This is a genomic window from Pseudidiomarina sediminum DSM 21906, from assembly GCF_000423165.1.
GTDB lineage: Bacteria > Pseudomonadota > Gammaproteobacteria > Enterobacterales > Alteromonadaceae > Pseudidiomarina > Pseudidiomarina sediminum.
On the sequence record NZ_KE383983.1, the window covers coordinates 628,111 to 648,788 of the forward strand.

General features: G+C 46.3%; 24 protein-coding genes and 1 pseudogene. 16 read left to right on the forward strand and 9 right to left on the reverse strand.

Annotated elements, in window-relative coordinates; translation table 11 throughout:
- Positions 1-64: 64 nt before the first annotated feature.
- Complete coding sequence (locus tag G535_RS0108250; RefSeq protein WP_026861632.1) at positions 65-868, reverse strand: DUF3037 domain-containing protein; 804 nt, start codon at positions 866-868, stop codon at positions 65-67.
- Positions 865-1,572, reverse strand: coding sequence for a HipA family kinase (locus tag G535_RS13275; RefSeq protein WP_026861633.1), 708 nt, complete (start codon positions 1,570-1,572; stop codon positions 865-867). The genes G535_RS0108250 and G535_RS13275 overlap by 4 nt, the downstream gene beginning before the upstream one ends.
- Before the next feature lie 92 nt (positions 1,573-1,664).
- Between G535_RS13275 and G535_RS0108260 the strand changes: the two genes are divergently transcribed.
- From G535_RS0108260 to G535_RS0108265, 3 genes and pseudogenes are all read left to right on the forward strand, one after another.
- Positions 1,665-2,312 carry a hypothetical protein gene (locus tag G535_RS0108260; protein WP_026861634.1) on the forward strand — a complete coding sequence of 216 codons (648 nt, stop codon included), beginning with the start codon at positions 1,665-1,667 and terminating at the stop codon, positions 2,310-2,312.
- Between the two features lie 109 nt (positions 2,313-2,421).
- A pseudogene (locus G535_RS14095) lies at positions 2,422-2,559 on the forward strand (integrase core domain-containing protein); the annotation flags it as partial.
- 177 nt (positions 2,560-2,736) lie between these two features.
- Positions 2,737-3,015 (forward strand): hypothetical protein, encoded by a 279-nt coding sequence (locus tag G535_RS0108265; protein ID WP_026861635.1) that lies wholly within the window; start codon positions 2,737-2,739, stop codon positions 3,013-3,015.
- A 172-nt stretch (positions 3,016-3,187) separates the two neighbouring features.
- Here G535_RS0108265 and G535_RS0108270 read toward each other — a convergent pair whose 3' ends face one another.
- Positions 3,188-4,123 carry a COG3904 family protein gene (locus G535_RS0108270; RefSeq protein ID WP_026861636.1) on the reverse strand — a complete coding sequence of 312 codons (936 nt, stop codon included), beginning with the start codon at positions 4,121-4,123 and terminating at the stop codon, positions 3,188-3,190.
- A gap of 257 nt (positions 4,124-4,380) precedes the next feature.
- On the opposite strand from G535_RS0108270, the gene G535_RS0108275 reads away from it, so the two are divergent.
- From G535_RS0108275 to G535_RS0108290, 4 genes are all read left to right on the forward strand, one after another.
- A complete protein-coding gene (locus G535_RS0108275) occupies positions 4,381-4,773 on the forward strand; it encodes a hypothetical protein (RefSeq protein WP_126775151.1) in 393 nt (130 codons plus the stop codon).
- Positions 4,774-4,997: 224 nt separating this feature from the next.
- On the forward strand, positions 4,998-5,273 hold the full coding sequence (locus G535_RS0108280; protein WP_026861638.1) for a hypothetical protein: 276 nt from the start codon (positions 4,998-5,000) through the stop codon (positions 5,271-5,273).
- Between the two features lie 68 nt (positions 5,274-5,341).
- On the forward strand, positions 5,342-5,602 hold the full coding sequence (locus G535_RS0108285) for a helix-turn-helix domain-containing protein (RefSeq protein ID WP_026861639.1): 261 nt from the start codon (positions 5,342-5,344) through the stop codon (positions 5,600-5,602).
- The gene (locus tag G535_RS0108290; protein ID WP_026861640.1) at positions 5,599-6,843 is read left to right on the forward strand and encodes a type II toxin-antitoxin system HipA family toxin; all 1,245 of its coding nucleotides are present in this window, start codon (positions 5,599-5,601) and stop codon (positions 6,841-6,843) included. The genes G535_RS0108285 and G535_RS0108290 overlap by 4 nt, the downstream gene beginning before the upstream one ends.
- Before the next feature lie 211 nt (positions 6,844-7,054).
- On the opposite strand, the gene arsB is transcribed toward G535_RS0108290, so the two are convergent.
- From arsB to G535_RS0108305, 3 genes are read right to left on the reverse strand one after another with little or no spacing between them, the layout of a single operon-like run.
- Positions 7,055-8,080 carry an ACR3 family arsenite efflux transporter gene (gene arsB / locus G535_RS0108295; RefSeq protein WP_026861641.1) on the reverse strand — a complete coding sequence of 342 codons (1,026 nt, stop codon included), beginning with the start codon at positions 8,078-8,080 and terminating at the stop codon, positions 7,055-7,057.
- A 16-nt stretch (positions 8,081-8,096) separates the two neighbouring features.
- Positions 8,097-8,567 (reverse strand): arsenate reductase ArsC, encoded by a 471-nt coding sequence (locus G535_RS0108300; protein ID WP_026861642.1) that lies wholly within the window; start codon positions 8,565-8,567, stop codon positions 8,097-8,099.
- 15 nt (positions 8,568-8,582) lie between these two features.
- Complete coding sequence (locus G535_RS0108305; RefSeq protein WP_026861643.1) at positions 8,583-8,915, reverse strand: metalloregulator ArsR/SmtB family transcription factor; 333 nt, start codon at positions 8,913-8,915, stop codon at positions 8,583-8,585.
- A gap of 328 nt (positions 8,916-9,243) precedes the next feature.
- On the opposite strand from G535_RS0108305, the gene G535_RS0108315 reads away from it, so the two are divergent.
- From G535_RS0108315 to G535_RS0108335, 5 genes are all read left to right on the forward strand, one after another.
- Positions 9,244-10,146, forward strand: coding sequence for a hypothetical protein (locus G535_RS0108315; protein ID WP_126775150.1), 903 nt, complete (start codon positions 9,244-9,246; stop codon positions 10,144-10,146).
- 184 nt (positions 10,147-10,330) lie between these two features.
- Complete coding sequence (locus G535_RS0108320) at positions 10,331-11,209, forward strand: hypothetical protein (protein ID WP_026861645.1); 879 nt, start codon at positions 10,331-10,333, stop codon at positions 11,207-11,209.
- A 124-nt stretch (positions 11,210-11,333) separates the two neighbouring features.
- Entirely contained in the window at positions 11,334-12,206 is an 873-nt protein-coding gene (locus G535_RS0108325) for a hypothetical protein (RefSeq protein ID WP_026861646.1), read from the forward strand.
- A gap of 158 nt (positions 12,207-12,364) precedes the next feature.
- Positions 12,365-13,243 carry a hypothetical protein gene (locus tag G535_RS0108330; protein ID WP_026861647.1) on the forward strand — a complete coding sequence of 293 codons (879 nt, stop codon included), beginning with the start codon at positions 12,365-12,367 and terminating at the stop codon, positions 13,241-13,243.
- Between the two features lie 188 nt (positions 13,244-13,431).
- Positions 13,432-14,331, forward strand: coding sequence for a hypothetical protein (locus G535_RS0108335; RefSeq protein ID WP_026861648.1), 900 nt, complete (start codon positions 13,432-13,434; stop codon positions 14,329-14,331).
- 42 nt (positions 14,332-14,373) lie between these two features.
- On the opposite strand, the gene G535_RS13280 is transcribed toward G535_RS0108335, so the two are convergent.
- The 3 genes from G535_RS13280 to G535_RS0108350 all read right to left on the reverse strand — a co-directional run bounded on the left by G535_RS13280 (position 14,374) and on the right by G535_RS0108350 (position 16,525).
- On the reverse strand, positions 14,374-14,769 hold the full coding sequence (locus G535_RS13280) for a helix-turn-helix transcriptional regulator (RefSeq protein WP_051207072.1): 396 nt from the start codon (positions 14,767-14,769) through the stop codon (positions 14,374-14,376).
- Positions 14,766-14,930 (reverse strand): hypothetical protein, encoded by a 165-nt coding sequence (locus G535_RS14230; protein WP_220095205.1) that lies wholly within the window; start codon positions 14,928-14,930, stop codon positions 14,766-14,768. Before G535_RS14230 ends, G535_RS13280 begins: the two co-directional genes overlap by 4 nt.
- Positions 14,931-15,016: 86 nt before the next feature.
- Positions 15,017-16,525, reverse strand: a complete 1,509-nt coding sequence (locus tag G535_RS0108350) for a phospholipase D family protein (protein ID WP_026861649.1) — start codon at positions 16,523-16,525, stop codon at positions 15,017-15,019.
- A 192-nt stretch (positions 16,526-16,717) separates the two neighbouring features.
- Between G535_RS0108350 and G535_RS0108355 the strand changes: the two genes are divergently transcribed.
- The 4 genes from G535_RS0108355 (at position 16,718) to G535_RS0108370 (ending at position 20,643) form a co-directional block, all read left to right on the forward strand.
- The gene (locus tag G535_RS0108355) at positions 16,718-17,599 is read left to right on the forward strand and encodes a hypothetical protein (protein WP_126775149.1); all 882 of its coding nucleotides are present in this window, start codon (positions 16,718-16,720) and stop codon (positions 17,597-17,599) included.
- Positions 17,600-17,776: 177 nt separating this feature from the next.
- The gene (locus tag G535_RS0108360; protein WP_026861651.1) at positions 17,777-18,718 is read left to right on the forward strand and encodes an AraC family transcriptional regulator; all 942 of its coding nucleotides are present in this window, start codon (positions 17,777-17,779) and stop codon (positions 18,716-18,718) included.
- A 147-nt stretch (positions 18,719-18,865) separates the two neighbouring features.
- Complete coding sequence (locus tag G535_RS0108365) at positions 18,866-19,756, forward strand: hypothetical protein (RefSeq protein WP_026861652.1); 891 nt, start codon at positions 18,866-18,868, stop codon at positions 19,754-19,756.
- A 32-nt stretch (positions 19,757-19,788) separates the two neighbouring features.
- Positions 19,789-20,643 carry a hypothetical protein gene (locus G535_RS0108370; RefSeq protein WP_026861653.1) on the forward strand — a complete coding sequence of 285 codons (855 nt, stop codon included), beginning with the start codon at positions 19,789-19,791 and terminating at the stop codon, positions 20,641-20,643.
- The last annotated feature ends 35 nt before the right edge of the window (positions 20,644-20,678 follow it).

A 20,678-nucleotide genomic window follows, 5' to 3' on the forward strand; every position in this document is an offset into this window, starting at 1 on the left:
ATGAAGTCAAAAAACGGCATCTGCGCAAGCGATGCCGTTTTTTGTTTGTGCCTAAAACGGCTGTTTAATGTTGCCGTGCGAATGCAACTAAAGCTTCATCATCCGCTACGTTGATCCAAGTGATGTTCTCTTCTTTGAGCATCGTGGTTGCATCCTCATACGCGGTCATAAAGTCAGGGGGCGTTGGGGGCTCCATGGTTACCAACATATTTTCACTGGTCACTATGGCTTCGTTCTGTAACCGGGCGAGTCGGTCGCCCCACTGTTTCACATGTTCAAATGCTGCTAGTGGCGTTTTGCGATCAAAGGCCAATGGCTTAATCACTCGTGTAATGTCTTTCGTTTGTTCAACGAAGGGCAGTTTAAACTCACCTAAGCGCGTTTTCAGAGCTTGCTGTTTAAACCCTACAATGCCTCTCGTTTTGAATGTACGGCGGATATTTTTTTCCAGTATCGCCTCACGGTATTCACGCGTAGCAAAACTACGTTGAACATAATGCTCGTAGAGTCGTTCAAGCTTCTCTTCAGGTGCATTAACCAGCGCTGTACCCATATTACCAAAGTAAATGACACCCTCGCGAAAACGCGTTAGCTCTTTGAAAATAGCGACGGTAGATTTACCCGGATGCTCCATGGCGTAGGTTTGAACGCGCATAAGCTCGGCTTCAATCATTTTCAATGCTTCAGCGTAGAGTTTCCCGTCGATATCATCAAAAAACTGCGTGACTCGCGGGAATTTTTTACGAGCGAGTTTAAAAAGAAGCTTACCTTGTTGAGGAAGGCACACGACGACGCCAACATTTGCGAACTCTTGGGTTTCTGCAAAAGGCATAAAACGTACAGTGCTGTACATGCATAGTGTTTTCATAGTATGCCCTCCCAAAACGCGTCTTCTTCAATTGATGTTAATAGTAGCCTGACTTCCTCTAGAAAGTCATCTGTTATCGCCCATTCATCCGGGAGCTGAGCAAAGATCTCGTCAATTTTATCCAATCCTAAATGCGCGCGGCGCTCAAATTCATCACGAGTGAAAAGGTTTCTTTTTTGCTCCCAGCTCGTTCGGCCAAGGTGGTTTGCCTTGAACTCGTTAAAATCAATACTCTGATCAAATGCAAGGTTATGATCTATCACGAAGAAATTTTTATTCGCCGGCTGGTAAAAAAGGTTTGGATTTCCACCCTTCTGAGAAAGGTTTCGATCATCATTGCGGATCCACCAATCAAATACGAATAATGACGCGGCGATTGCTCCATCACTTGCTTCGAGTGTTTGGTAGGTGACCTCTTGCAAGCCTTCGATGTATTTGGTTGCAAAGAGCTCACCATGGCCGAGTGTTGATGATGCTTCATCATTGTATCTAACAAGACCTTCATCCACGTAAGCAAGGTCAAATTCGGGAAAAGGAAGTTCAAATGCAGTAGCTAAATGAGCACAAATAAACTCTTTCGCCAGTCCCGTTGGGGTTGTTGACTTTCCTTTTACGACATAAAGCTCTCCAAGTTCATCACGACATAAAAAAGGCTGAGTATAACCTTGTTCAAAACGTCGAATGATTTCGCTGATCACAAGCATTATGGATTCCCGTAGCTTTCGAACTTCATTTAGCCTATCGTCTTTGCAGTAAAACGCAACGGTTGATGTTTCGATAACAAAGGAGTCAATGGATGAAGTTTCCAGAGCATAATGCCTTTATATGGACCATTGGAATATCTGGCGTACTTTATGCCGGAATTATGTTGGGTGTTATTTTCAGTGGAGCACCCAGTTCGCTTGGTGCCCTGAGTGGCTTCTGGACGTCAATTACATCTATGGGAGCCCTAATTGTTGGTGCGCTCGCACTAGGTGAGTGGAAGCGACAATTGCGACGAAAGGCCGTAGTTCGAGTGCTAACGAATTGGCATGATCTACAACATGAATTACGAGAAGCTAAATACTTCTGTAGTGTGATACGTGACCACTTGCATAATAGACAATCGCCGCCAACAGGGGCGTGTACTTCAAGTTACGATTGTTCAGTTAAAACGTCGGCAAAAATATCACTGGAAAAAGCATATGGTATTTTTAAAAAGCTAGAATTTGCGATATTGGATCTACCGAGTGGGTTGGGTGAGCAAATTGAGTCAATACGCGATTGCGTTGAGGAAATGTACCTCGGGCCTGAGGGAATTGGATTTACTGGTGCCGCCATTCACTCTCCAGCGCACGAAGGTATTCTTAGATTCACTCAAAACTTGAATCAACTTTGTGACCGTTGCACTTATGCCAATATGGCTCAACTAAGAGATGAGTTACGCGGTAATGTTCGATTGTAGGAACGTGATTGCGCTGTAACCCAATGTAATCGGCAATGGAATGGCAATGATTACGGATAAATAACGTTCAAACAAGCCCAGAATCTCTCCCTATGGCCTATTGTGTATTCGGCGAGAATTTCTCGACGCATATTTATTTGAGTCACTCTCGCAAGTACGCGAAATGGCATGGCATTGGCGGCTCGATTACAACGATGAAAGGCCGTATGAAAGTATCGGTGATTTGCTACCTTCGGTGTATCGCTAATTATTGGAAAACTCTAGTTTAGAGGGGGCTCACCGCTAACGGAGAAGTGGACAATCTGACCTTGATGTCATTTGACATTGTTCAGAACTACGGGCTATTTAAATTGATCTTTTCCGTTGCTAAATTACTCGTTCTTTGACATTTTTGATTATCAGTATTTTGATAGGGACATTAATTATGGGCCAATCTAAAGTTAACTTTTTTTCGGAAATGTTCCAAAAGCCTCCTACTGAAGCTTTATTGAAGGGAGCCTTTTTCGCGTTAATGATTTGGTTGTTAGGTGCTGGTTTTGAGTACGCAGCGCTTCCAACGGATGGCGCTCGAGGGAATATATCAGCCGACTCTATACGTCCGATGATTGAAGTTATGCGTGGATTTTTAAATATGTTTGCAGGACTTATTTTGCTCATCGCTGTTTTACAGTACGTGATTCGTGCAGTCCTGTTGAAAAAGTAAACAGCCTTAACGGCTAGCCATCAAAAAACGGCATCTGCGCACGCGGTGCCGTTTTTTGATGGCTTAAATGCGTCAAATGACTTCTTTTTATCTTTATTGGTAATCAATTGACACTTTTTAAGCTGTTTTGGTGTCATTTGAATGCCTCATTGGTTCAAATAACACTTTTGTCCTAGCCCGGCTTCACAATGCGCTTGCGGTAGGAGTGTTCACTTTCCAATACCTCGTGTACCACCTTGGTCTGTAGCAGTTGTAAGTCGCGTGGATACCACATGTCATCGGCACTGGCTTGGAACATCACCTTTAAGAAGTCTTGTGTGACACCGCGTTGTCTGAAGTAGTTCCTCACCTTATTCTGTAGTCGTAGCATTTGTGTGCGGTCGTAGTGGCCCGGTACATAGGTACTGAATTGATGAAAGCCGAGGCTAGCGTTGCGGGTGATACTGCGTTTATCACCAGCAATAAATGCGATGGTGCAGGCCGAGGCGCAATAGTCATTGACATGCGTGGTCACCGACCGATGCGTCGCTTGGTAACTTGCGAGGGCTGTCGCAATGCGCAGTGCTTCGTCGAGATCACCGCCGATACTGGTTAAGCTGATTTCCTCAATACTGGTGTGCTCGGCCAACAGGTCGATGACCTGATCGGATATGCCAGTACCAAGCTCCCCCTCTAGGTGCATACGTGTGCCATCATCACTCACCTGCACCACGTAGTTCTGCTCAAATCGGCTTTCAAAAACGAGTTTTATTTCCGTCATCAGCAGGAACACGCCCACCACTAATGACACCACATTTAAGACAAGAATCACTTGCACTAACCCAGCAATAAAGCGGCCGCCGCCGCGCGACGGGTGACGTCGCGCACTGCGCCAAGTGCCGATGATTTGCCAACCGCCTAGCACTACGGCAAGGAACAGCGAGATGACCACAATAAAAAGCCGGCTAGTCCAGCTGATGCCGTCGAGGAGGCCGCTTAGGCTAAGCGCATTACTGGCCGCGGTCGTCAGTACGTTAACCAGTACCAAGTTCACCCAAAATGCGACCACCAGTGAAAGTTCGCCGCGCCAGTGACGAACAATGTAATTAGCTTTTTTGTCAGGTTCCATGTTTTTTTATTTCCTGTGCTGTCCTTGCTTGTCAAAGTTAAATCATACCGTCAATCACCGTATGTTACGACCATGTATTATTGTCGTGTTTTATTTGAATCTAACTTAACGTCGGGGTGGTGATATGACACGTTTACTTAAAGTTGCGCATAACCTATCAAGTTCTAACGCCGTCAAAAGGAAACCATGTTCAGTTTTTCTTATTTGAGACCGCTAATTATCAGCTCTTCGAAACCCTGAGTGAAACCGATTATCGCATGGCAACCTTTGAAAATGAGGAGGGGATCTTGAAGGGGGTTTTCGTTGTTTTCTCTATCATTGACTCTGTAAATTTTGACGTTCACACCCTCCGAGAAATTATCAAAGACGCTGACGGCGACGGCGTTGCCGATGCAGATGACCAGTGTCTTGCGACAGTCGAGAGCGATACGGTTTGGTTTGATGGTGTGAACTCAGGGGTGACTAACCACGTTGATGCCAACGGTTGTGCCATTAGCGATCACTATGCGTCGTGTGACGCCGAAGCGCAAAGCAGCGGTTTACTAGGTTATAGCGGGCCGACGCAATGCGAAATGATGATGGGCTATCAGCTCTACCGTGACGGCCTTATCGACTACACCGAACTGCGTATGCTGCGCAACGCGCTGTAAGGTTATTTTGTAGCATACGGCACCGATTGGGTAAGGGGATTACCGTTCGGTGCCGTGACTTTTTAGAAGTCGTAGACTGCCTGTACCCTAACCGTTTGATCCTTTCATTAGTAACATCTGTGTGGCATAAAGTTTTAATTATGTTTAAATGGTATATCTTTTGTAAAAGATGACCAGTCCGACGTTAATGCTGCTTTCTCAGTTTACTTAGATAAGGAATTCACATGAACTTCAAGCTTGCCTCACTCATCGCTGCAACTCTTATGCTTGGTGGTTGTGCCTCAACAACTAAAGCGCCTCCTGTACTGCAGCAATCGAATCAACCGGCGCATGTTTGGAATGATTCAGAAAGTTTGGCTTTGAACATCACCAAGGCCGCATTAGATATCCCTGACGATATTCGTGACACTGACAAACCAGCAAACGAGTCCATGTTCCGCACAGCCGCTTGGAAAAACACGACCGAGGCCACTACGCCCAATCTTAGGGTGAAAAAATAGTTCGCTATATAGCAAAGTAACTGAGCATGAACTACAATGTTTGCTAATTAGCGAACATTGGGGGCGAAATGGCGACTCGAATCGAAATTGGCAAAGCAATACGCGAAAATAGAAAAGCGCTCGGTTACACGCAACTGCGGCTATCAGAAATTACAGGCATTCATAAATCGACGATTTCCGAAATAGAAAATGGCCGCTTTACCGGCTCTTTCGATATCTTCGAGCGCTTGCTTGACGCCGTTGAGTTGCAATTTAATGTTTCGCGCAAGCAACATCGTTTACCGGACTGGGATGAAATTAATGAGCTTTTCGCTGAGGACGATGTATGACCAGCGCTGAGAAGACTAAGTCAGTTTTACCTACTAGGGTTAATAGTATTACCGTATGCATTGATGATGCCGAGGTTGGGCTGCTGACACACGGATCGGTGCATCATTTTCAGCCGACTCAGGACGCAAAGCATGTATCTCTGACCATGACCCAAAAGGGCATGGATGGCTACTCCTCAGGCACATTGCACCCAATATTCTCACAGAACTTGCCCGAGGGCTTTAATCGCCACTTCATTGCCGAGAAATTAGCAAGGTATGCCAAAGTAAACGATATGTACCTTTTGGCGCTGCAAGGACGCCAGGGTATCGGTATGCTGTCTTACCAAAGCGACATTCATCTGCCCGAGGCGGAGCCTGTTACACTCAACGATATTCTGACCTACAGCAGTCCGGACCCCTTATTTCCGCAACTGCTGGAAAAATACTACCTACGCAACTCTTTGGCTGGCGTCCAACCTAAGGTTAGCGTGCCTCGCAGCGCAGCTACTCCAACAGAGCGCACCGTAGAACAGCGAGACTTAATTGTTAAAACCTTTGATGCCGAATTTCCGTTACTGACAGTGAATGAATTTGTTTGTATGGAAGCGGCCCGTTGGTGCGGACTAGCTCCTCCGAAAACCTATTTGTCAGAAAATTTAGAAACTTACGTGGTAGAACGATTCGACATCTCCGATGAAGGCATTCGGCTCGGTTATGAAGATTTCACCACGCTGATGAAAAAGCCAAATGATCCAGATGCAAAGTACTCTGGCAGTTATGAGGCGCTTTTGCATGCGACTCACCTGTACACGAACAGCCAAGAAGAAGTTGAAAAAATCTACCGCTACATTGTTTTCAACAGCTTGATCGGCAATGGCGATGCGCACCTCAAGAACTTTGCATTGCAATACGCGCCCGATATGAGCGACATTTATGTATCGCCCCCGTTCGATATCACTCATACCATCATTTACGACACTATCGACAACAAAATGGCGTTGAAACTAGCAAGTAGTAAAGCGTTTCCGGATGTCGCAACATTAATGCGCTTAGCCGAGGGTAAACAGTATCGAATCCGCAAAGCCAAGGAAATTATTGAGCAGCTAAGTGATGGGATTATGGACTACCTCAAACAATCCAATGAGGTAGCCCTGTTTGAGGGACTAAAGGAATCCATTGAACGGTCGGTTGCGCAGGTGATGACATCATCATCTGGTACATCGAAGTATCGCCATGACCGAATTAAAAAGTATGAGTAGTGGGTCGTAAACTCGCGTTCAAACATATCTTCAAACAGCGCATCTGGGTGGTTAAGTTCGGTTTTGTTCGGATAGTTTAACGTGGCTCAGGGCCATTTCGAAATGCACGCTGTTAGTACATTTCGTGAGTTCAGCTACGAGCGTAGAGCGAACCTTAGAGTTTTTGCTTACTTCCGGGTCGCAGTCACTTTTTTATGGAGAGGCGTCAAAGTTATTTGCTTTCGGCAAACCAATGGCGTGTGCGATTGGCAAACCAAACTAACGATAACATTACCGGCACTTCGACAAGTACGCCAACGACCGTCGCCAATGCTGCGCCTGAATGCAGACCAAAGAGTGAAATGGCGACCGCAACCGCTAGCTCGAAAAAGTTAGAGGTGCCAATCATGCAAGCTGGCGCTGCGACGTTGTGTGGTAGCTTCATCTGCTTTGCCAAAACGTATGCTATGGCAAAAATGCCGTACGTTTGAATCAGCAGTGGAATGGCAATGAGTACAATCGCAAGTGGTTTTGCCAGTATGGTTTCCGCTTGAAAGCCAAACAACAAAATCACCGTGGCAAGCAAACCGATCATGGACCAAGGCTTCATCGTCGCTAAAAATTGATTCAAACGCGAAGGGTCATCGTGCCGCTCGAGTTTCTTCCGTGTCATTGCTCCGGCAAGCAGAGGAATAAGCACATAAAGGACGACGGAAAGCAGCAGCGTATCCCATGGCACGGTAATATCAGTTACCCCCAACAACAGTCCTGCAATTGGTGCAAACGCAAAGATCATGATGATGTCATTGATGGAAACTTGCACCAGCGTGTAGTTCGCGTCGCCTTTGGTAAGTTGACTCCAAATAAAGACCATAGCGGTGCAAGGTGCGACGCCGAGCAAAATCATACCGGCGATGTATTCGTTAGCCGTTTGTGGGTCAACCCAGTCAGCAAAGAAACCCTTAAAGAACAACCAGCCAAGCAAAGCCATCGTAAAAGGTTTAATCAACCAGTTAATGACCAATGTGAGGACGAGACCTTTGGGTTTCTTACCCACATCTTTGAGTGACGTAAAGTCAATCTGCACCATCATTGGGTAAATCATTAGCCAGATCAGCACGGCAATGACAATATTCACGTGTGCATATTCAATACTAGCTATTGCTGCAAAGATTTCAGGCCCTAACGTACCGAGAACAATGCCGATCACGATAGCAAGACCAACCCAGACGGATAAATAACGTTCAAACAAGCCCATAACTGCTCCCTAGGGTCTATTGCGCTGTAAGCTTTGCAAGTTCATCTTTTAGTTCTGCTGGCGAGAGTTCTTTCTCTGCAATTACCAGTAATTTGGCTACGCGTTTTTTGATTTCAGCGATACATGCACGAAAACCGAGCGCTTTTGCTTCGTCGCTACCTTCAATTTGCGAAGGGTCAGACAGGCCCCAATGAATCTTGATTGAATTACCAAACCAGACTGGGCATGTTTCGCCAGCTGCGGCATCACATACCGTGATCACCAGGTCAGGTTTGAAGTTCTCAAAGGCCTCCCACGATTGACTTTGTAGGCCCTCGACAGAGATGTTGCTTTCCTGCAAATAGCGAAGCGCTAGCGGGTGTACGATGCCGGCAGGATGACTTCCTGCACTTTGCGCAATAATGTGACCCTTTGCTAACTGGTTGGTGATGGCTTCGAACATAATGCTTCTGCAGCGATTGTGCGTGCAGATATACAGAACTTTCATAAACGTCTCTTTTGATTAACAGGATGAAAATTGTTGCTTCATGGTCTTCAATTTTGCTAACGCATCAGCAATATAGCCTTGGTTGTTGCTGACCGTTTCGTTAATGATCGCGCTTGCCCAGGTTGGAAGTTGAGGGTGAAGTTGGTAATACACCCATTGTCCTCGGCGTTCACCTTGTACGATATTGCATTTACGTAGCTCGGCTAAATGGCGTGAAACTTTTGGTTGCTCCAGCGCAAGTGCTTCCATGAGGTCACAGACGCAAACTTCTTCGAGTTGATTGATGAGCAAAACCGATTTTAATCTCGTGTCATCAGCCAGACATTTAAAAAGCTGTAGTGGTGTCATAGGTACATCTCTTATTTCGAATATCCGAATTATCATATATGTGAAATTTCATATGTCAAATTGCTAATGAACTCCAAAGGTACACAGTGTTATGTAACGCCTTGTAACGTTTGAAAAACAGGCAGGAATCTTTGTTCGTGTTCGGTGTTGATTTACAACAGGCTCTGTGTGACGTGGCCTTAGAGTTTTTTGTCATTTTTATGATATTGGTCAAAGAGTTATCAAGTACCCGCTAGGTTCCTAGGTTTTATAACATTTGAAATATACCGCTCTCGCCGATGAAAGCGCTATGCTCGCCGCGAATCTTTTCAATCAGGGAACCTTTGTGATGTTAAAACCACTTTCCGTTGCAGTTGCAGCACTTTCATTGAGCACCTCGGTGTTTGCCCAAGCCCCTAGCGAGATCCCGTCGATTACTCTCACGACGGAAGGTCCTGTAACTAGCATGCGCCCTCACGTCGCTTCGCAGGAACTGAGCCCAGCACACGATCGTGTCGCACGTATCAAAGTTGAAATTGAATTACGGACCGATCGCGAGTTAACACCATGGCAAGTTGATAATTATTCACAATATGACGCCTCGGTGCTTTCCTATAAAGCGACCTTTTTTGACGACGCTGGCGACATTGTTGAATTGGGCTATCCGGAGGTATTTCAAGCCAATATTGACGACCAGGTATATGCCGATGAGCAAGTGTTTGAAGACGACTATACGGGCGCTTGGATGAACTCTGAATATGTGCAAAACGATCAATATTATAGCAGTCGGCTAATCATAAATAGTCCAAACGAGATCTTGCACTTCGTTGATGGAAATTTACGTATTAAAGAAGTTTTACCAGAGCAGCCTTCGTATTATGCGTCGGCGTTGCTAAACGGGGAAAGCAATCAATTTATTTGGTATTACTTTAGTACCGACTTCCTGGTTTACGGAGCGCAGCTGGTTGATGCGGATGGCGATGGTATTGCAGATGCAGACGACCAATGTCCAGCAACCCTTGAAGGCGATACCGTATGGTTTGACGGGGTGAACTCGGGTGTCACCAACCATGTTGATGCCAACGGTTGTGCCATTAGTGATCACTATGCGTCGTGTGAAGCCGAAGCACAAAGCGGTGGCTTAATGGGCTACAGCGGACCAAGTTACTGTGAAACCCAAATGGGCTATCAGCTCTACCGCGCTGGCCTTATCGACTACACCGAACTGCGCATGCTGCGCAACGCTTTGTAACGCATTGTATCGCTAGCAGGGAGGTGGCATGCCTTGCTGTACTTGGCCTGTAGCCGATCCTGCTAAAATTCCAGCAGTTTCTGTAGGGCTTTTAGGATTTAGTCCTATTGATGTTTACGTTGTCTTTACATGAAAATGCACGTGATTTTCAAAAAGACATATAAAAACATGGGGATAATTCATTATGACTAAAGCAAAAGTTCTACAGGCTGCATTGCTTGCAACAGCAATGTTTGGCGGCGCTGCGGCAGAAGCTGATACATTGCAGTTAAAACTTACCAGTAATACGATAGATTTCAACGATTTCGATGTTGAACCGACGACTCGGCTTGGTAATGTCGAGGTTGTGTTGACCTTTGACACCACGCCAGAAGCGATTTTGATGGCGGATGCGACCCAGTACATCAACTCATTGACAGACATCAAGGTTACGTTTTTCGATGATGAAGGTCAGCCGATCACTACAGCTCCAAGTGCTGAATACTCGCTAGCAAGTGCGGATTACAGTTCAACGCTTTATCGGTATGGTTCTTCTGATGAGGGCTTCTTTGCAGGTTTTAACTACTCAGATGAATCACCAGATATTTTCTACAATGTTGAAGTATCGAACTTTGATGATATCGCTTCTCTCTACGAGAGTCTTGACGGCTATCCTGTTGTTGCCGAGGTAGCAAAAGCTCCTCAACAAGCTTTCCTGTTGACGCTTACCTACCTTACCACGGGGCAAGATGGCGGCTATATGGTTGGTTCTTACCTTTCATCAATTGAGTACATCATCACCGACGCTGACGGCGATGGCGTTACCGACGCGCTTGACCTTTGCGAAGCGTCAATCATTGATGAAACGGTCGTGTTGAATGGCATTAACTCAGGTGTTACTAACACTGTCGATGCAAACGGTTGTTCGGTTGCCGATCAATTTGCCTTGTGTGATATCGATCGTGACGGTGACGATTACAGCTACCGCGGTCCAACTTACTGCGCAATGATGACCACCTACGACTTATATCGTCAGGGCGTCTTGACCTATACCGAAGTACGTATGCTGCGCAACGCGCTGTAAGCGTTTTACTTTATTGTTTACGGCACCTGCGGGTGCCGTTTTTAATGTTGCCCTTTTCTTTACATTGTTAAATAATTGGTGTTCCATTTGTAGCAATCATGCTAAATCACAAGGAATGCCGAGAATGAAACCCTCTAAAATGTTACTTTCAGTTGTCGCTGCCGTAGCAACCGCGACCACTGCTGCTTATGCCGCGCCTGCAGAGCAACAGATTAAAATCACCAGCAGTCAACTCGACACTTATAGCTTTAACGAGCAAGCCCCTGCAACTTTGCCAAGTGCAGTTGAAATTATCCTAACCGTTGATACGTCAGTACTTGGCTATTTAACACCTGGATTCAATGAGTTCACGAATGCGACGACCGATATTGATATCACTTTTTTTGATGATGCTGGCGGCGTTTTGGCATGGGACTGGCCGTTGCAGCACAGCTTAAACGTTGATGCTGGCGAAATGAGTACCGTACAAGCGCGTTTTGGCGGCAGTTTTAATGCATTTACTGCGGGCATTCTAGAGACCAATTACGATGGTTTTGTATTTGAAATAGTGCAAGGAGAGGGATTTAATCTGTTTGCTGATAACAGCGGCTTTCCCGTGTTAACAGAAGCGAGCGTTGAGCAACCGGGTAACTTCATGCTTGCCTTAAGCGAAGTCGCTGCTACCTACCCAAGTTACCAACTTATCTTCGATAGCGGCACTATTGCTTATATGTCTGCTGATGCCGATGGTGATGGTATCACCGACGCTGATGACCAATGTGCAGCGACAGAAGTCAGTGAGACAGTAGTTTTTGACGGGATCAACTCTGGCGTTACCAATAGCGTTGACGCTAACGGCTGTTCAATTATGGATCGGTATGCAGCGTGCCAAGTGCCGCAATCTGACATGCTCTTTTACAGCGGTCCAACTCAGTGCGAAATGATGATGGGCTATCAGTTGTACCGTGAAGGTGTCATCACTTACACCGAACTACGTATGTTACGTAACGCTTTGTAACGTTTAAGGGTTTTCTAAAGCGCCTCTCTCCCATGCAAAACGTGGGGTGAGGCGTTTTTTTGTGGATAATCCTAAGGTTTTTTAATGATTGTGGTCGTCTTTACAATGTTAAATAATTGGGGCTATCGATAAACGCAGTTTAACTTAACGAGATACACATGAGCAAAGCAGTAACTTTTGGATGCGGGGCATTCCTTCTTGCCAGCAGTTTTGTGGCTGAGGCACAGGTTTACGAAGTCACCATTTCGGGTAACATTCTTTCTACCGACGGTCGACCTGAGTTGTCGGAAACGGCTCGCGCCACCGTAGTAGTTGAATTGGAGGCGACAGAGCAAGTTACTCCTACAGTAGGTTATGATGGAGTTTATTTTGCGGAAACCATTCTTTCTGTGAGTTACTCTTTTGAGAACGATCTGGGCGAGCCAATCGACTTTGGTTATCCAGCGCGTTTTGAGGTGCCGATAGGACAGCAAGCTGATAATCGTTTCAGCGAGTTTTATTCGGGCTTTTTCTTCAGCTACAGCGAGCTATCCTACAGCGATAACAATGAAAACCATCTCGCATACTTTAACCTCACTGGTTATGAAGGTGTTCGCGTTGCGGACTATCGCGATGACTTCGTTCTCTTCAATGAGATTTCGGGCCCAGGCTCTTATGTCCACTCGGTATTTCTTATTGATTCACCGGTAACGGATGCGCTTGAACGCTTTAGCATTGTGGTGGATAAACTAACGGTTGAAGAAGTTGCTCTTGACGCCGATGGCGATGGTATTCCCAGCTCGAAGGATCTTTGTAGTGCGAGTGATCTAAGCGAAGGGGTTTACCTGAACGGTATCTATACAGGAGTGACCAACTATGTTGATGAGACCGGTTGTAGCCTCGCTGATTACTACGCAGCATGTGAAGTGTCGCCTGAAGAGGCTGCGCGCATAGCCTACTCAGGTCCTACTTACTGCACCATGCAGCTTGGGTATCAATTTTATCGCGATGGACTTATCACTTACACCGAACTACGTATGTTACGTAACGCTTGGTAAATTCAGGCTAGCGCGAGCCAACTGTGACCAAAAGGCACCCTCGGGTGCCTTTTTTGCGTCAAATAAAACACCTCGCGTCAAACGTTTTTGTCATATCCATCTATAATCGATTAGTTGGTTAATAATTAGGCGTTGTTTTGTAAAGCGACGTGTGCTCGGCTAGGCCGAGGCGGCAACAGGAGACAAACATGAAATGGGTCGCGTATGTAGCGGTAGTGTTTAGTTTATCGGTGACATCACCGGCGTTTGCACAAAAAGTGATGCTGGAGGCACGTGGTGTCGTGCAAGGTATAAGTTTCTCGGGACAACCTCCCGAGGAATCGCTGGTGCCTTATGATGGTGAAGTACTGGTACGTATGGTGTTTGATACCAGTGTTGCGTTTAGTACTGTTGGTGTGAATACCATCCGTTCATCGAACAATCTGGTTACCGCTGACGTGGTGATGTTTGATGGCCAAGGCAATGAAATCACCAGTTATCCGCTACCAACTCCGGTATTGATGCCACAACAGTCCGAAACCACTGCCTACGACACCGTGGGCAGCTGTGATGAATTTGATGTCATTTGGACGTTAAATGCAGTTGATGCAGCCAACGTAGGCTATGAACAGGTGAACTTTTATTTAACCCCAATCGGTTGTGAGAACCTCTTTGTGCCGGAGACTGAATGGCCGATGATCTATGAAATTTCACCGCCGAGTGTTCCTTATTATTTACGTCTGCGACTCTATAGTGGAAGCGATTATGAGCAGGTGAACATTATTGTTAACGAGTTGCGTTATAGTGACGTGACGGATGACGATGATGCGGACGGTGTCGCCAATGAGCAAGACCTGTGTCCAGATTCATTATTGGCTGACTATGTGATGTTCGATAGCGGCAGTTCAGGGGTACCGAACTATGTCGATGAAGATGGCTGCAGCATTATGGACCACTATGCGAATTGTGAAGCTACCACGTCGAGCAGCGGTACGCGCTGGTTCAGTTACAGCGGGCCGAGCCAGTGTGAGATCCAAGTCGGTTATCAACTTTACCGTGACGGCTTGATTGATTACACCGAGCTGCGCCTACTGCGAAACGCAATGTAAGTCTTAGGCGTCAACCGAACGGCACCTGCGGGTGCCGTTTGATTACAATGCATCAAGTAAGAACTCAAGTGAAATAGGGGTGATGCCAAGGGTAAAGCCAATGGGGCGATAGGCTTTTCGCATCGTTCCAAGCGAAAAGTTACCGCGATTATTTTCAATGTCCGACAAGGTTTTACGACCTATTCCGGCCAGCTTTGCGTACTCGGTCTGATTTAACTTTAACAGGTCAGTGCGCAGGCGGCTAAGTGCCTGTCCCTCAGTCAGCTCATTTAGCACAACGCCAAGGAACACATGTTGACGCAGCTCGTAGCCTGTTAGTGCTTGTGTTTCACCATCGGCAAAACGTTGCCTAAGTTGCTGCTCTAAACTTGTTTTTCGTTGCTTTTGTATGTTTTTCAGCAGGCTACTTTTGAGAGGGCGGTTAAGTCGTGGTGTCATAACACATTCCAGTTTTTAAGTTTTTGCTCGATATCCGTAAAGCCTATGGCTGGGAAGTCAATAATCCGTTGCGGAGCACCGCGTTGGATGAGTCGTTCGCGTAAACCTAAAAGTTGCAGGCCTAGGCTTTTTAGCTCCGATAACAGTTGCCCAGGCGCCACATAGTTCTCGAGTTGGGCCGCAATGATGCGTCATATATTGCTCATGTTTGTGCTTATTTGGCCTTTTTGAGTTGTATATGACTCGTTTAGAGTAGCCAGTCGATCGGTAAGAACGAGAAGAAGCCCACTGAGAAGCGCTCGAACCAGCTCATGCCGGGCTCGGTATCGTGGCGCTTCAGTTCTTCGCCGTTGCGTTCCAGCCAATATAGTTCTCCCGTTTCACTGAGCTTCACTTCATAGGCTTGTTGGCGAATGTCATTGTGAAACGCCTCCGACATGGTCGCGGCAAGTTCTGGGCTGTCGATGACAACGCCTAACTCGGTATTGAGGTTTACCGAGCGTGGGTCAAAGTTAAATGAGCCGACGAACACGCGTTGGCGATCGATGATAAAGGTTTTGGCATGTAAGCTACTGGCAGAGCTAGAAAAGCTTGAGTCAATCGAGTCATACTCCATTGGCGCATCATTGAACGCTGATGGCCGCAATTCGTACAGATGAATGCCGGCCTTAAGTAAGCGCTCACGCCACTTGGCATAGCCAGAGTGTACGATGGCAACGTCATTGGTGGCGTAGGCATTGGTAAGCACACTGATTTTTACCCCGCGTTCAAGTACTGCTTCAAGGGCTTTCACCCCCGCTGAGCGCGGAATGAAGTAGGGCGATACCAGCAGAACTTCTTCGACAGGCTCACCAATCGCATTTTTTAAAGCGTGAGTGATCAGCTGATCCGAGCGTGCCTCGCCGAGCGCTTTGATGGGATCATCGCTGACCACCTCAGTTTCGGCCCAGGTAATAAGTGTAGGGTCAAAGAAACGTTCAGTTGAGATATCACCAAGCGTAAAGTCTTTGATGACAGCCTTGTTTTCTGAGCGGGGACTGGGGTCAGTGATCAGCTCGAATGGGTACGCTGAGTTGCTATTCCAAAACACATCAAAATCATTCGAAATATCGGTGACGGTTTCGCCCATCACCAGCACATCAAGATCCGCAAAAAGTACGCCGTCGGAGCGAATAAAATAATCATCACCAATATTACGGCCACCGACAATTGTCGCCTGATTGTCTGCTGTGAATGACTTGTTGTGCATACGACGGTTGGCGCGATTAAAGTCGAAGATAAAGCCTAACGCGATCGATCCGCGTGGCGTGATAGGGTTAAACAGGCGCACCTCGATATTGGGGTGTGCATTAAGACTACTAAGCGTGCCTTCAATTTTGCGGGTATGAAAATCATCTAACAACAGTCGTACCCGTACCCCACGCTCAGCGGCGCGTAGCAGGCCGTCAGAGACCAGCTGCCCAGACACATCGTCGCGCCAAATGTAGTACTGAATATCTAAGCTTACGTCAGCCTGCTCCACCAACATCATGCGAGCTTCAAGAGAGCCTTGTGCGTCGCCGAGTAAGACAATGCCGGCGTCGGTGGTTGGGGCTTGATTGAGTAGCGGGATCATCAGCTGGCCGAGACGCGTATCGAGGGTTTCAGCTGCGGGGACTGCAAAGCTCGGCTCTCGCGCTTCTAGATCGGGCAGACCACTACAGGCGGCAGTTGTAAGCGAAAGAACAAGCACCAACAAGAAACGAAACGATCGCATAAATTATCAGCTCAGCAAGAATGGGTGGCTTTAGAGTAGCTTAATTTCGGAACGCTTTGTAGCAACACTCTGAAAACTGGAATAGTCATTGTCGTATTGTTTGTTAAATGTAATGCTTTTGCTTCATTTCTGTTTGTAATGTTCGGTTTTGTGGTAATAATGATGGTGTTTATTAATCAACCAGAGGCTTTTATGAAACTATCTACTTTAGGCTGTAGTGTTCTTATCGGGCTGGCGAGCTTTGCTGCGCAAGCTGACATTATCGAGCTCAAGCTTGCAGGTGACGTTGAGGTATTGAATGACCCTGAAGCGACCCAAAGCGTAACCAAGGCGACAGCATATGTGGTGCTCACGACTAAAGATGGGCTACCTGAAGTGCTTGATTATAGTGCACTTATCTACCAAGACGCGATTTTGTCGATCCGATTTGAGTTTGAGGATGCCCAGGGATTGCCGGTTGATCTTGGCGTGGAAAACCCATTAGAGCTAACTGACGGCGCTGAGAACGCCGGTAATGAGCTTAGCTTTAGCGATGGATTTGATGTGGCACAATTCAGTTTTGGGTATGAGGTGAACGATAACCTGCACTTTGCCCAGATGATTGTCGCCGGGAGCGACGACGACCGCATTGCTGATTACACCAGTAACTTTGTGCAACTCAATCCTATTAGTGCGCCGGAAAGTGGCGTCGCTGGTATGTTTGTCACGGGCTCTCCTCAGGGCGACATCTATCAGTTTTTCATCCCTGATATGAGTGAAGTGAGTTACCAAGTGTTGTTGGCTGATGCTGACCATGACGGTATTGCTGACGAGCTGGATGCATGTTTGACCACCGACTTATCTGAAACCGTTACCCTGAATGGGGTGAATAGCGGTGTCGCGAATGTGCTCGATAGTACCGGTTGTTCGATTATGGATCATTACGCAGCTTGTGACGCTGAGCAAAGCAGTGGTGCAGGGTGGTTGGGCTACCAAGGCGCAAGCTATTGTGAAACTCAAGTGGGCTATGACCTCTATCGTGAAGGTCTGATCAGTTACATGGAATTGCGTCTGCTTCGCAATGCGTTGCGCTGAGTTAGCGGGCTTAGATGGCGCTTCGGGCGACTGAAGCGCCTTTTCGGTCAAACTTTACACAAAATGTCAAATTATCAACCTAAGCTGTTCTATACTTAGTTGTTACTTTTGGGTTTAAAAGTTGTGTGTTGGTGGCCGAGTATGGAATCAGAAGACAAGATAGTAAGCAGTCTAACTTTGGATACAGCCCAGTGGGACGGCGCGAGTAAATGGCAGAACTGGAAATATGCGATTGAGAAAGCGCTGCCCTACGACTGCGAGCTAAGTCTCAATAGCGATCCGGCTTGTTTTGAAGGTCATCTCGAAGTTTTCCATCATCCGCTTACCCATGAATCCTATTCTGACGTTACCTATTCAGGGAATCAGGTACGTCGTACGAAGCAGCATTTGCAAGACGGTTATAACGACTACATTTTGATGTTTGTCAAAAGTGGCGAGGGCTCGTTTCAAAGTGAAGGAGAGGTGTATTGGTTCAAACCGAACAGTATTTATTTGGTCGACACCTCGCGGCCCTTTTCCAAAGATATGTATGGCGGCTGCCAAGTGGTGTTTATTCGGATTGCTAAAGATCGTATTGATCCTGCCTTTCCGCAATTGTCGACGCAAGCCGTACGTGCGTTCCCGACGGAAAGTGGGCCGGGTATGTTGCTGCGTAACTATTTGTATATGCTGCCACGTGCGGTGCATACCTCGACCGAGTCGACCATTGACTTCCTCTTTCGCGCGCTGACGAACTTGGTGGTTGCCAACCTTATGGAATTGTCGGAACAACTGCCAGAGCGCAACTATGCAACAACCGACCATGCGTTTTTCGTGCAAGTGTTAAAGCACATGCGGCAACATTTCACTGACCCAAACTTTCGTTTGTCGAACCTCGTGGCGCACTATCAACGTTCCCGTTCGTATTTCTATCAGTTGTTTAAAGAGCACGGCACCACTTTCTCTGATGAGTTGCGCGCGTTACGTATTGAGTACGCCGCGAATCGTTTGGCCACAGCGTCAGCGACCATGGCTGATCTTGCCTATGAATGTGGATTTAACGGTGCGAGCCAGTTCTCGCGAGCGTTTAAAGTAGAAATGGGCGTCACCCCGCAGAAATTCCGCCTCACGCAGCTATAAGCCATTCTCTCTTTTTGTACTCAATTGGTAACCCCCAACCTTCGTTAAAATACCCTAATTATCCGTCAACTTTTAAATTTTTTGTCAAATCTTCTCGATTATTAGCGCATATATTCTGTAGCAATATTAATAATGCGGAGTTTTATAATGCGTACTTTGGGTGTGGTCCTTGTATTTTTGTTTTCTATTATTGGAGCGGTACACGCATCTGAAACTTATCAGCTACGAGTTACAGCTGAAATCTCACCAGATGATGCGAAAGATAGCCTCTATATTCCTCATCAGGCAAAAAGAGTTCAGGTCGACGTTATCTATAATCTCAATGCCAGACGTTTAGATTTGGCAAGCAATTATGCTTTTGAAAATCCTGTGATTGCTGGTGAGTTGACCTTTATTGATGCTTTCGGGAGTGAGATAGAAGTTGCGGGAAAACAAACGCTAAGTCAACCTGTTGCAGTTTCTCGCGCAGCATACTGGGTGCCACCATTGTCATCTGAGCAAAGATTCTTTACTTATTGGTGGCCAGAGACAGATGCTTCGGTTTTAAGTTATCAACTTAATCTCGTCGCCAATGACGGAAACGACTTGTTTGGCAATTCATTAGGTAACCAATGGCTTGCGTTGACAGAATTTGAGAATGACATGACTTTCAAAGAAAGCGAACTTGTTATTGCGATACGTCAACAGGGTGAAAGAACCATTCTTAGATTGACTATTGATGTCATCAGTATCGAGACTATTGGTGCTGATAGCGATGGTGATGGCGTCAATGAACCGAACGATATGTGCTCCGAGTCGTTACTTGATGAAACAGTTCATTTCGCTGGAATCAATACGGGTGTGCCTAATCGTGTGGATGAGCTGGGTTGTTCGCTTATGGACTATTATGCGGCCTGTGAAGAGGCCTCCAATAGCTCGGCAAGGAACTTGTTTAGTTACCGGGGGCCGACGGTATGTCAAACGAACGTTGGTTATACACTTTTTAATAGCGGTCGTATTAGTTACACAGAGCTACGTATGTTGCGAAATGCGATGTGAATCGCTTTTGATTGGATGAGGGAAAATCTAAGATGAAATTTAATCGATTAAGTTGTTTTTTGATCGGGGTGTTTGTATGGATCCCCACGGGACATGCGAATGTCAAACAATTCACACTCTATGGCAATGTCGAGGATAGCGTCTCCTGGCCTACTGCAGAGAAGATTGAAGTCACGGTCGCCTATGATACAGCTCTATTCAGTGGTGCTTTGCCCAGTAGAACAGATGATGCCATAACCGAAATATCGGTTACGTTCAGAGATGAAGAAAATCAGCTTGTGGCACAACAACATTACGCTCCCGAAGGGCATGAGCTAGTACTTGAAAATTATGTTTACTTACACGCTACGCGAGAGATGTCGTCGTTAGCGATGAGATATACCAGCAATAGCGATATAGAATCTATCACGTTGTTATTAACCCCAGTGGTTCAAAGCGACAAGATCGTATTTGACTGGGAGCACAATTACCCCCTGTATCGAATACGTTCGCCACAGCACGCTCCAATACGACTCTACGCATTTGGGGAGCACTCGCAAGGCATTTCCTTTAACGCAACCTACCTTATTCATACGTTAACGTATCCTAAGGACACCGATGCTGACGGTATCATTGATGACGTTGACCAGTGTACTGATTCTATCTTGAGTGACGTCGTAGAGCTTAATGGCATTAAATCGAGCGTCGTTAATTATATTGATGAATCGGGGTGTTCTATTATGGATCACTATCAAAAATGTCAGAGTGAAGTAGCTCAAAATTCTCCGTTTTATAGTTATCGAGGCCCAACCTATTGCCAAACTCAAGTTGGGTATCATCTCTATAATGAACGTGTGATCACATATCCTGAATTACGCATTTTGCGGAGCTTATTTAGCCGTTTTTAGAAATAAAAAAACAGACTCAATTTGATTATCAACTT